Source organism: Citrobacter europaeus, assembly GCA_020099315.1.
Lineage (GTDB): Bacteria > Pseudomonadota > Gammaproteobacteria > Enterobacterales > Enterobacteriaceae > Citrobacter > Citrobacter europaeus.
In genome coordinates, this window is record CP083650.1 from 2,683,170 (window position 1) to 2,694,806 (window position 11,637).

Annotated in this window: 10 protein-coding genes; 3 read left to right on the plus strand and 7 right to left on the minus strand. The window is 53.6% G+C overall.

What is annotated here, in order from left to right:
• Positions 1-78: 78 nt before the first annotated feature.
• The 4 genes from LA337_12700 to LA337_12715 all read right to left on the minus strand — a co-directional run bounded on the left by LA337_12700 (position 79) and on the right by LA337_12715 (position 3,782).
• Positions 79-705, minus strand: coding sequence for a ferredoxin-like protein (locus LA337_12700; protein UBI14065.1), 627 nt, complete (start codon positions 703-705; stop codon positions 79-81).
• A gap of 482 nt (positions 706-1,187) precedes the next feature.
• Positions 1,188-1,397: a fumarate hydratase FumD gene (gene fumD, locus LA337_12705; GenBank protein UBI14066.1), complete on the minus strand. Its 210-nt coding sequence runs from the start codon at positions 1,395-1,397 to the stop codon at positions 1,188-1,190.
• Positions 1,398-1,489: 92 nt separating this feature from the next.
• Positions 1,490-2,074: a two-component system response regulator TtrR gene (gene ttrR / locus LA337_12710; protein ID UBI14067.1), complete on the minus strand. Its 585-nt coding sequence runs from the start codon at positions 2,072-2,074 to the stop codon at positions 1,490-1,492.
• Positions 2,049-3,782, minus strand: coding sequence for a sensor histidine kinase (locus LA337_12715; GenBank protein ID UBI18457.1), 1,734 nt, complete (start codon positions 3,780-3,782; stop codon positions 2,049-2,051). Before LA337_12715 ends, ttrR begins: the two co-directional genes overlap by 26 nt.
• Positions 3,783-3,990: 208 nt before the next feature.
• Here LA337_12715 and ttrB point away from each other — a divergent pair, with 208 nt between their 5' ends.
• From ttrB to ttrA, 3 genes are read left to right on the plus strand one after another with little or no spacing between them, the layout of a single operon-like run.
• The gene (gene ttrB, locus LA337_12720) at positions 3,991-4,743 is read left to right on the plus strand and encodes a tetrathionate reductase subunit TtrB (protein UBI18458.1); all 753 of its coding nucleotides are present in this window, start codon (positions 3,991-3,993) and stop codon (positions 4,741-4,743) included.
• Complete coding sequence (gene ttrC, locus LA337_12725; GenBank protein UBI14068.1) at positions 4,744-5,766, plus strand: tetrathionate reductase subunit TtrC; 1,023 nt, start codon at positions 4,744-4,746, stop codon at positions 5,764-5,766.
• Positions 5,759-8,824, plus strand: a complete 3,066-nt coding sequence (gene ttrA / locus LA337_12730; GenBank protein UBI14069.1) for a tetrathionate reductase subunit TtrA — start codon at positions 5,759-5,761, stop codon at positions 8,822-8,824. Before ttrC ends, ttrA begins: the two co-directional genes overlap by 8 nt.
• Before the next feature lie 94 nt (positions 8,825-8,918).
• On the opposite strand, the gene LA337_12735 is transcribed toward ttrA, so the two are convergent.
• Genes LA337_12735 through LA337_12745 form a run of 3 tightly spaced genes read right to left on the minus strand, consistent with a single transcriptional unit; the run spans position 8,919 to position 11,436 of the window.
• The gene (locus tag LA337_12735) at positions 8,919-9,731 is read right to left on the minus strand and encodes a methionine ABC transporter substrate-binding protein (protein ID UBI14070.1); all 813 of its coding nucleotides are present in this window, start codon (positions 9,729-9,731) and stop codon (positions 8,919-8,921) included.
• A 21-nt stretch (positions 9,732-9,752) separates the two neighbouring features.
• Positions 9,753-10,421 (minus strand): ABC transporter permease, encoded by a 669-nt coding sequence (locus LA337_12740; protein UBI14071.1) that lies wholly within the window; start codon positions 10,419-10,421, stop codon positions 9,753-9,755.
• Positions 10,414-11,436 (minus strand): ATP-binding cassette domain-containing protein, encoded by a 1,023-nt coding sequence (locus LA337_12745; GenBank protein UBI14072.1) that lies wholly within the window; start codon positions 11,434-11,436, stop codon positions 10,414-10,416. Before LA337_12745 ends, LA337_12740 begins: the two co-directional genes overlap by 8 nt.
• Positions 11,437-11,637 lie beyond the last annotated feature (201 nt).

Below are 11,637 nucleotides of genomic sequence, written 5' to 3' on the forward strand. Positions count from 1 at the left end.
TTTTCCAGGTAGCTTTTATCTGCAAAACTGCGATATTTTTGGCAATTAATGACGCGTACCAGGCATACCTGCTATCTATCAAACAGTAATATCTTTCCACTCGATAATTTTTAATGCTCCAGTCGGACAAGCATTGGCGCATTCCCCGCATAACACACATTTTGAGGATTTTTTGGTTTCGGTATTTACGGTCGCCATCATCCACGGACAGGCGGTAGTACACGCGCTGCAGCCAATACAACGTTTGTGATCCACCACAATACAACCCTCTTCCTGTTTCCAGGTAATAGCGCCGATGGGGCAGACCTTCATGCATTGCGGATCTTTGCACTGACGGCAAGTATCAGCGGTATAGTTTAAATCGCCATACAGTCCGCCGCCGGAACCAACGCCATCATCGCCAAAGAAGTAATTACGATGGATTTTTATACGGGAAAAGAAAGTGCCCACGGCGCCATCGTTATAATTAGTACAGGAAATTTCACAGCGGTGACAGCCCGTACAGCGCGCTCGCTGGGTTACCAGCACCCCTTTTGGCGTATTGATAAGCCCCACTGTGCCGCTGTCGACATCTTCCTGCTTACAGCCCAAAAGGGATAACAGTGCGGGGGCAATGGTTAATCCCGCCAGACCTTTTGCTGATATCCGCAGAAATTCAAGCCGCGTTAAACCACAATCTAAAAATGGACGATCAACCTGGTTCATTTATTTCGCATCCTCTTCGCAAACGCTGTGGTAGCAACACCTCCAGGCTAAATTAAACCAGTCCAGCTCAAGCCATTTCGGGCGGTTTATGTTGCCAACAACACGTAAAATTTTGCCCTAACCTGATCGCGTAAATGACGGTGGTTAAACTGAATGAATCTAATTCTTTAGGGTTAGGCGTAGAAATAATGTGGTTATTCAGCATACATAGTCTTGATCGTCATCAATTAAAAAACGGAAGGGAAATAATTAATGCGGAGTGAGATTTATTATCATTTAGATAAATTAAAATAGCACTTCATATGCTGTGCAAATATTTGTGACTCCACTCTCATATATATTTTTATATCGCATGCGATATATAATTAAATATACAGCGAGTTTGATGACGCTAATTGCAGCACTAAATTATAATTATTGATAGATTAACGTAATGAGAATAAGAGGACGGCGAGAGAAACTACCGCCCTCTTTTTTGCGGATTATCCGGCCAATGCTTTAATCACGGTCTCAATGGCTTGTTTTTCTAGCTCGCTGCGCTTCACACGTTGGTTGGCGAGGGTGGTTCTCAGTACTCCCGCAATGACGATATGCTTAGGCTCTTGTCCCAGATCGCGCATTTCCAGCACTACTTTACCGACTACTCTGCACATTTCACGGTACAGCTCATCGTCTTTGGTCTGATTTCCCATTTTTGCCCGCTCGTCATTAACTCAAACCAACAGCATATATCAGTCTGACGGTTTAGACAAAATTCAATGAAAATCAAACAAATGTCATAACTCTACTGAATCTTCTGGAGTCGATTTACCAGCTCCGCAAGACTTCCCGCCTGCATTTTTTCCATCACCCGCGCCCGATGAACCTCTACCGTGCGCACGGCGATATTCATTGCGTCAGCAATTTCCCGATTCATCAACCCTTTTGCTACCAGCTGTGCCAGCTCTCGCTCCTTTGGCGTGAGCTGCTGATAACAGACGACGATCTCTTGTCGCGAGAAGGCGGCGAGAGAAACCTGCAAAGCATGCTCTAACGCCGCTTGTAAAGGCACAGCGGAGACTGGCTTTTGCAAAAAATCGACCGCTCCGCGCTTCATTTGCTCAACCGCCATCGGAACATCGCCATGCCCGGTGAGGAATACCACCGCTAGCGTACTTTCTTGCTGACGCATGGCTTCATGGACAGCGTGCCCATCCAGAACCGGCATACGCATGTCCAGCAAAAGTACGCCCACCTGGTGCAGATTTGCCTCGGCGAGGAATGTTTCGCCCTGATCCCAGCAACACACCTCATATCCCAGACTTTCCAGTAAAAACGCGCAGGCCTGGGTGACGGCAATATCGTCATCCAGCAGATGAATGATTGCCACTACGGCCTCCCTCCAGGTTTTGCTTAAAATGTAATGTCACCATCGCACCCGCTTTTTCATCAGGAGCCTGATGATTATTGATCTCAATGTCTCCATTCGCGTAGCGCACCAGCCGCTGACAAATGGCTAATCCCAGCCCCATCCCCTCTTTACGGGTGGTCATAAACGGCTGAAAAGCCTGATACAATTGTGCCTCATCAATACCTCCGGCGTTATCCTGCACCTGAATACACACATCGCCATCCTCACGCTCGGCGCTAAACCACACTGTAGTTGCCCCTGCCTGGGCCGCATTGAGCACCAGATTGGCCAGAACCTGTTCGAGGAGAACGGCTGGCAGCGTTAATGTTAACGCCTTACCAATCTGCGTTTGCAGCGCCACCGCCGGGAATTGCTGAGGCATGCGCAATAATTGCCAGACATGATGGATGGCATCGTGAATATTGACGACTTGCCAGTCGTCGGTAATTACCGGATTGCCCTGCGCCTGGCTAACCCACTGGCGAAGATTACGCAGCGTATCAGCGCCTCGCTGTGCCTGGTTATCAATGTGCTCCAGCGCGGGCAGCAGCGGGTGCTGCTGATCCTGACCGCGCAGGCGGATCAGACAGCCTTGCGCATAATGTCGGATAGCCGACAAAGGCTGATTGAGCTCATGAGCAAAACCTGAAGTCATCTCGCCAAGCACGCTCATTTGGCGAGCGGTTTCCAGTTCCTGTTCCTGTTTGCGCAACAGTACGTTGTTTCGCTCCAACTGCCTGCCGCGTCGACGAACCAGCAGCATCACCCAGATATAATTGAGCGTCAGCAACAGCAGTACGAGAGCCGCGCCTCCCATCGCCAGCCGATGTTGAATAAACCAGCTTTTGACATCCAGCCACAGCTGGCGCTGCTGCGGATGTTGGCGGACGTCGCGTAGCAACGCTTCGACTTCGCGAGTCGAGGCGGGCGCCCCCCAGCGAAACGTCGCATTCTGCGGCGCATTGAACAGTGCCCGCGTGACGCGATCGGCCAGCTCGTCGCTTACTGCAGGCAGTGCCGCAAACGACCAGTCAGGATAGAGCGGCGTACTGGTTAAACAGGGAATCGACGTTGGATGGTTAAGTACGGCCATAAAATCTGTTTTACGAATAAGCCCTTCTTCATCCATTTTTTCCAGCAGACACACCGGTACAATCACTGCCTGCACGGCTTTTTCGCGTAATAAATAGAGTAAGGCATCGGCGGGAAATCCAGTGAACATCAGATGCAAATCGCGCTCCGGGCGCAAACCGGCATCGCTGAGCGCTTTATATCCCAGCAAATAACCGCCAAATGCCTGTGCGTCAATGGCGCCAACCGTTTTGCCGATCAGATCGTGTGCGGAGGTTATCCCGCTGTCGCGTCTGACGAGGATCGCGCTGCCAATCACGTTACTGGTGGCTTTCCCCCCGCGAGTAGAACGTAGCGACGCCAGCCAACGTAGTGCAGCGCTGCTGTTTAGCTGCACAAACTGCGCCGGATTGGTGACCACAAATTGTACCGTGCCACGATTCACCGCCTCCTGCATCTGGTGCAGGTCCAGCGGTTGAATATGAAACTGTTCGCCGGGGATTTGCTGATTCAACAAGGTTTCCAGCGGCTGCCAGTGATTACGTGTGGAGACCTCCCCACGCATCGCCAAAACGCCGATATTCCATGTCTGTGCCCTGACCACCCCGCTTAGCATCCATAGCGACGCCAGCACCACCAGACATTTTACTACGTTTCGTCCCACTCAATTATCCCTGTCAATTATGTTGTTTTAGATCAACAACAAGCCGGGTATGTGGTTAACCACAATAGAGTACCCCCATCACGATTTTTACACTGTAAATCATCGAGATTCTTTATTCATCACAAGCAAATCAACGGCGTGACCAATGTTTCGTTGTTGCATCGTGACGGGAGAAAATATGGACAGCAGTAAACGGCAGTTTCTCCAGCAACTGGGCGTCCTGACCGCCGGCGCATCGCTGGTACCTTTAGCTCAGGCGCAATTCCCCTTCTCGCCTGAACGCCATGAAGGCTCACTTCAACACCGCTACGCCATGCTGGTTGACCTGCGTCGCTGTATTGGCTGCCAGGCGTGTACCGTCAGTTGCGCCATTGAAAACCAGACGCCGCAGGGCGAATTTCGTACCCTCGTTAACCAGTATCAGGTGCAGATTGAGGGCCAGCAGAGCGTCACCAACGTCCTGCTGCCGCGGCTGTGCAACCATTGTGATAATCCCCCCTGCGTCCCCGTTTGCCCGGTACAGGCCACTTTCCAACGCGAAGACGGCATTGTGGTAGTCGACAACACGCGCTGCGTGGGCTGCGCCTACTGCGTGCAGGCCTGTCCTTATGATGCGCGATTCATCAACCATGAAACGCAAACCGCTGATAAATGCACCTTTTGCGTTCACCGTCTCGAAGCGGGCCTGCTCCCGGCCTGCGTGGAATCCTGCGTCGGTGGCGCACGCATCATAGGCGATATCAAAGATCCGCACAGTCGAATCTCGCAAATGCTGCGTGAACACCATGACGCCATCAAAGTCCTGAAACCGGAAAATGGAACAGCACCGCACGTGTTCTATATGGGTCTGGACGAGGCGTTTGTCACCCCGTTGATGGGACGTGCTCAACCCGCTCTCTGGCAGGAGGTTTAAATGAACCATTCACTGGTTATTGAAGAGGTTCTGGCCCATCCCCAGGACGTAAGCTGGTTACCCTGGGCCGTACAATATTTCTTTTTCATCGGCATTGCCGCCTGCGCCGCGCTGTTCGCCTGTCTGCTTCACTGGCGCAAACAAGAGACGGCGGAACTGGAAAACCTGACGCTGTTAATCGCCCTGACCTGCGCGATTACCGCGCCGCTGGCGCTGACCGCTGACTTACACCAAACCGCCCGCGTCTGGCATTTCTACGCCTGGCCAACGCCATGGTCGTGGATGCCATGGGGCGCGCTGTTTTTACCTCTATTCACCGGCTTCTTAGGTCTGTGGTTTTTGGCGCAGCACGTTAAACGGTTAACGCTCAAAAGTTACAGCGTCACCAAATGGTTGGCCATAGGTAGCGCCCTGTCGGCCATCGGATTGCTGGTTTACACCGGTCAAGAAGTGTCAGTGGTGCAGGCGCGTCCGGTCTGGTTCAGCTACGCCTTTCCGATTGCAATGTTTCTCAGCGCGCTGCAAACGTTTCTCGCCCTGCTCATCGCAACGACCAAAAACCAGGAAACATTAGCACGCAAACTGGCATGGGGGCAGACAATTACCCTGATCGCGCTGGCTGGAGTGGTGGTGATATGGGTGAGCGGCAATTCGCTTTCCGGTTCAGCTATTCGCCAGTGGCTCGACGTTGCCTCTTCGGCACGACACTACGCCATCGGCTGGGTTGCGCTATGGCTTGCATCGCTTGCTCTTTGTGGGCTGGTGCTACGTAACCCCCTGTCGCTGCCGCTGCGCATAATACTCGCATTTAGCGCGATGGCGCTGTGCTGGCTGATGCGCTGGACGTTACTCATCCAGGTACAGACCATCCCAAAATTTAACGCGCAGTTTAACCCTTACACCCTGCCTGGGGGTACCGATGGCTGGCTGGCCATTTTGGGCACCTTTGGACTGTGGATTGCACTGATCATTATTGTTCGTGAAGCCCTGAACGCGATCGCAAGGAGAATGCAACATGGCTAATTTAACCCGTCGTCAGTGGCTTAAAGTAGGCCTTGCCGTAGGTGGCATGGTGACTTTTGGCCTGAGTTATCGGGATGTGGCAAAGCGCGCAATAGACGGTTTATTGGACGGAACCTCGGGCAAAATTACCCGTGATCGCATCTTTGGTAACGCCCTCATTCCCGAAGCCAATGCCCAGCCGCGCTGGCAGCAGAACCCGCAGCAGGTTATCTCCATGACGCAGTGCTTTGGCTGCTGGACGCAGTGTGGCGTGCGGGTACGCGTCGACAATGAACAAGGCAAGGTGCTGCGCATTGCGGGCAACCCCTATCATCCATTGTCTCAGGAGCATCATATTGACTCCGCCGTCCCCTTTGCCACCGCAATGGAACAACTGGCGGGCGAATCGGGTCTTGACGCGCGTTCCACCGCTTGCGCCCGTGGTGCAACCTTACTGGAAGGGCTGTACAGCCCGCTACGTATTCTGGAACCTATGAAGCGCGTCGGTAAACGCGGTGAGGGGAAATGGCAGCGCATCAGCTTCGAACAGTTGATCGAAGAAGTGGTGGAAGGCGGCGATCTGTTTGGTGAAGGCCACGTTGACGGTCTGCGGGCAATCCATGATACCAACACGCCGCTTGATGCCGGGCATCCCGGCTTTGGCCCGAAATCCAATCAACTGCTGGTCACGAATACCAGCGATGAAGGACGTGATACCTTTTTACGCCGCTTCGCGCTGAACAGTTTCGGCAGTAAAAATTTCGGTGCTCATGGCGCTTATTGCGGTCTGGCCTATCGGGCCGGATCCGGTGCGCTAATGGGCGATCTGGATAAAAACACCCACGTGAAACCCGACTGGGATAACGTCGAATTCGCGCTGTTTATGGGCACTTCGCCGGCGCAATCCGGTAATCCATTTAAGCGCCAGGCCCGGCAACTGGCCAGCGCCCGGTTACGCGACGACTTCCGTTATGTGGTGGTGGCGCCCGCCCTGCCATTGACTACGGTGCTGGCTGACGAGCGCGGCCATTGGCAGCCCGTACGTCCGGGAAGCGACTCTGCGCTGGCGATGGCGATGATCCGCTGGATTATCGATAAACAGCGTTACAACGCCGATTACCTCGCTATTCCCGGCGTACAGGCCATGCAGCAGGCCGAAGAAAAAAGCTGGACTAACGCCACGCATCTGGTAATTACCGATGAGCTTCCAACCCTTGCCGGACAGCATTTAACCCTCGCACATTTGAACGCAAATGCCGCCGAGGAGCCAGCAGTCGTTAACGAGGCCGGCGAAATTGTCGCCGCCAGCGGTTGCCCGCGTGCGCAGTTGTTTGTCAGCCGCGAAGTCATGCTGGCAGACGGCCAGACGGTGACGGTCAAAAGCAGCCTCCAGTGCCTGAAAGAGTCCGCCGGGAAACTAACACTCACGCAATACAGCCAGCAGTGCGGCGTGTCTGAAGCAGACATTAGCGCACTGGCCGATGCGTTTACCCGTCATGGACGCAAAGCGGCGGTGATCGCCCACGGTGGCATGATGGCAGGCAATGGATTTTATAATGCCTGGTCGGTGATGATGCTCAATGCACTGATTGGCAACCTCAGCCTTGAAGGCGGCGTGTTCGTCGGCGGCGGCAAGTTTAATGGCGCCACCGACGGTCCGCGCTACAACATGGACAGCTTCGCCGGGAAGGTAAAACCGAAAGGGTTAAGCATCGCGCGCAGCAAAACGGCTTATGAGTCTTCCGAAGAGTACCGCAATAAGGTGGCTGCCAGACAATCCCCCTTCCCGGCCAAAGCCCCGTGGTATCCGTTTGTCGCCGGTCAGCTAACCGAACTTCTCGTCTCAGCGCTTGAAGGTTACCCTTATCCGCTGAAAGCCTGGATCTCCAACATGACCAACCCGTTCTACGGCATTGCAGGGTTGCGCGGCGTGGCGGAAGAAAAACTCAAGGATCCTGCGCGTCTGCCGCTATTTATCGCGATTGACGCCTTTATGAATGAAACCACGGCGTTGGCAGATTACATCGTGCCAGATACCCATAACTTCGAAAGTTGGGGATTCAGCGCCCCATGGGCGGGCGTGGCCAGTAAAGCCACAACCGCGCGTTGGCCGGTAGTCAGAGCCGCGACCAGCACTACCGCCAACGGTCAACCGGCCTCGATGGAGTCTTTCTGTATCGCTGTAGCAAAACGCATCGGGCTACCCGGATTCGGCGACAATGCGATCACCGATCCGCAAGGCAACCGCTATCCACTGAACCGTGCGGAAGATTACTACCTGCGACTCGCCGCTAATATTGCGTTTATGGGCAAAGCGCCGGTCGCCGAAGCACAGCCGGAAGACATTGCACTGACCGGCGTACAGCGGATAGTGCCTGTGATGACCCAAACGCTGAAAGCCGATGAAATCAGCCGGGTGGCATTTATCTACTCCCGGGGCGGACGCTTTGCGCCGGACATCAGCGGGCGGGTTGAGAATCGGGTAGGCAATGCGTGGGAAAAACCGCTACAAATCTGGAATGCGAACGTCGCCGCGCACCGCCATGCGATTACCGGCGAGCGCTTCAGCGGCTGCCCGGCCTGGTATCCTTCGCGCCTGTCAGATGGCCGTGCTGTCGAGGAGTTGTTCCCGGAACAAGAGTGGCCGCTGAAACTGATTTCCTTTAAATCAAATACAATGTCCAGCGCCACGGCGGTGATCCCGCGTCTGCAGCATCTGAAGCCGGTAAATCTGGTGGCGCTCAATCCGCAGGACGGTCAGCGGTATGGCTTAGCGCACGGCGATAAGGTACGGATCACCACGCCTGGCGGTCAGGCGCTGGCGCAGATAAGCCTGCTGCATGGGGTCATGCCTGGCGTAATCGCCATTGAACACGGTTATGGGCATAAAGAAATGGGCGCTGCGCAGCATACGCTCGACGGCGAACCGATGGCGTTTGATGCACAAATAAGGTCGGGGATTAATCTCAACGATTTAGGCTTTGCGGATCCTACCCGGCAGGTAGCGAATACCTGGCTTGACTGGGTATCGGGCGCGGCGGTGCGCCAGGGGTTACCCGCGAGAATTGAGCGAGTGTAATTCTCGCACCGGATGGCAACGGCAACGCGCCTTATCCGGCCTACAGGACGTCGTAGGCAGGGTAAGGCACAGTCGCCATCCGGCAAAAAGCAAATTAGTTATTTACCGGGATCACCGCGCCTTTATATTTGGTGCGGATCCAGTCCTGGATCTCTTTTGAATGCAGGACATCAACCAGCGCCACGATATCCTTTTTCTTCTCGTCGCCACGATGCACGGTAATGATGTTGGCATACGGGTTGTTTTCACCACTTTCGACGGCGATAGGATCTTTCACCGGATCCAGCCCGGCATCGATCGCGTAGTTGGCGTTAATCACCACCGCATCCCCTTCGTCGTTGTTATACATCTGCGGTAACAGCGCCGCTTCGACGTTAGGCAGGAACTTCAGTTTTTTCGGGTTTTCGACGATATCGCTAATGCGAGCGGTCACTTTATCCACACCCGGCTTCAGCTTGATCACACCCTCTTTTTCGAAAATCGACAGAATACGGCCTTCTTCAGATACCGCATCGCGCATGATGATCTTGCCACCTTCCGGCAGATCTTTAAGCGATTTTACCTTTTTCGAATAGATACCAATCGGCTCGATGTGAATCGCTCCGGCGCTGACGAAATCATAGGTTTTATCACCCGCATGGTCTTTAATCACGCTGTTCAGGTACGGAATATGCTGGAAGTAGTTCGCGTCAATCTCACGGCCAGCCAGCGCGGTGTTCGGCAGAATGTAATCCTGGAACGGTTTAATCTCTAAATCGATCCCCTGCTTCGCCAGAATCGGCTTAGCCTGCTCAAGGATCTCCGCATGCGGCACGTTAGATGCGCCAACGGTCAGAGTATCAGCCCAGGAGGCAAAGCTCAGGGCGCTCAAGGTTGCTGCGGCGAGTAACGTCAGTGATTTTTTCATGATAATGGTTTCCGTATTTTATTAGCGTTTATCTAACAGAGAGGTGATCACATCGCCGCAAAGCTGGATGATGAAGACAATGAGCAAAATCGTCACCGTCGCCACCAGCGTGACGTCGCTGTGGTTGCGCTGGAATCCTTCCAGATAAGCCAAATTCCCTAATCCACCGGCGCCAATTACCCCTGCCATCGCGCTGTAGCTAACCAGCGCAATCAGCGTCACGGTGATCCCGGACACCAGAGCAGGAGAAGATTCCGGCAATAAAACTCGAAAAATAAGCGTGCTCAGCCGTGCGCCCATCGAACGCGTCGCTTCAATAACGCCTTTATCCACTTCACGCAGGGCAATTTCGACCAGACGCGCGTAAAACGGCGCGGCCCCCACGATCAGCGCAGGCAACGCAGCATTGGCACCGAGAATGGTGCCAACCATCGCTTTGGTGAACGGGATCAGCAGCACGATCAATATGATGAACGGGATGGAACGGAAGATATTCACCACCAGCGAAATAACGCTATATACCGCGCGATTGTGAAACAGTCCGCCGCGTGCGGTCAGGAACAGCGCAAGACCAAGTGCGATCCCCAGTACAAAGGTCGCCGCACCAGAAAGGGCTGTCATATAGAGCGTTTCCTGGGTTGCCGCCAGCAGTTGCTCCCACTTCAGATGGGGAAACAGTTCTTCAGCCATGTTGAATCACCTCGCCTTCAATGTCGCTCTGGCGCAGGTCGGCCAAAATATTGTTCAATTGTTCTTCAGAGGCCACAACGTGAACCCAGAGCTGACCAAACACACCGTGCGCAGTTTGCGTCATCTTGCCGTGTAAAATGTTAAACGGCAGGCCATAGCGCAGGGTCAATTCGCCAACCACAGGCCGATGCGTACGCTGCCCGGTGAACGTAAGCTTGATAACTACGCCGCCAAGCTCGCTTGCCAACTGCGGATTAAATTCGTCTTCCTCGGTGTACTGGCTCACCTGACGCACAAACTGTCGGGTGATCGGCTGCTGCGGATGGGTAAAGACGCTGAGCACGTCACCCTCCTCAACAACTTTGCCATTTTCCATTACCGCCACGCGATCGCAGATTTTGCGTACCACGTGCATTTCATGGGTGATCAGCACAATGGTCAATTTGAAGCGGCGGTTAATATCGAGCAGTAAATCGAGGATCTGATCGGTGGTTTGCGGATCCAGCGCCGAGGTGGCTTCGTCACACAGCAGGACGTCCGGATTGTTCGCCAACGCACGGGCAATTCCTACCCGCTGCTTTTGCCCACCGCTCAGTTGGGACGGATACGCGTTTTCACGACCGCTCAGCCCAACCAGCGCAATCAGTTCAGTAACTCGCGCTTTAATAGAGGCTTTTGGCGCTCCGGCGATTTGCATTGAGAACGCAATATTTTCGCTTACGGTTCGTGACCACAGTAAATTGAAATGCTGAAACACCATGCTGATTTTCAGTCGCGCCTGGCGTAATGACTCCCCACGGGCGGCAGAAATATCGTGGCCGTTGATCGTTACGCTGCCGGAGGTCGGTTTTTCCAGCCCATTGAGCAAACGAATTAAGGTGCTTTTCCCCGCCCCGCTGTAACCAATAATTCCGTAAATCTGTCCCTGTTCAACCGTCAGGTTGACGTTATCGACAGCGGTAATGGCAAGCCTGCCTGGCGTAAACACTTTCGAAATATTTTTCAGGACAATCATGTCGTTTGGGTATCCGCTGCTGCTTATTGTTCTTCTGCTAGCGCTTTTGGCTGTTTAGCAGTATGGATGTCCAAACGAGTGTAATCAGTAGAATTGGCTTTTAAAATGAATTAAAACGCATTTGATATAACTTTTAGAAATATGCTTACCTGGACGGCGTTAAATGCCAAAAATTCAGACAGTGGGACGACAATAACGACC

Bases quoted from the DNA above. Each gene is read 5' to 3' on its own strand.
- LA337_12700 (UBI14065.1), bottom strand. From the start codon at position 705: ATGAACCAGGTTGATCGTCCATTTTTAGATTGTGGTTTAACGCGGCTT.
- fumD (UBI14066.1), bottom strand. From the start codon at position 1,397: ATGGGAAATCAGACCAAAGACGATGAGCTGTACCGTGAAATGTGCAGA.
- LA337_12715 (UBI18457.1), bottom strand. From the start codon at position 3,782: ATGCTAAGCGGGGTGGTCAGGGCACAGACATGGAATATCGGCGTTTTG.
- ttrC (UBI14068.1), top strand. From the start codon at position 4,744: ATGAACCATTCACTGGTTATTGAAGAGGTTCTGGCCCATCCCCAGGAC.
- ttrA (UBI14069.1), top strand. From the start codon at position 5,759: ATGGCTAATTTAACCCGTCGTCAGTGGCTTAAAGTAGGCCTTGCCGTA.
- LA337_12735 (UBI14070.1), bottom strand. From the start codon at position 9,731: ATGAAAAAATCACTGACGTTACTCGCCGCAGCAACCTTGAGCGCCCTG.
- LA337_12740 (UBI14071.1), bottom strand. From the start codon at position 10,421: ATGGCTGAAGAACTGTTTCCCCATCTGAAGTGGGAGCAACTGCTGGCG.
- LA337_12745 (UBI14072.1), bottom strand. From the start codon at position 11,436: ATGATTGTCCTGAAAAATATTTCGAAAGTGTTTACGCCAGGCAGGCTT.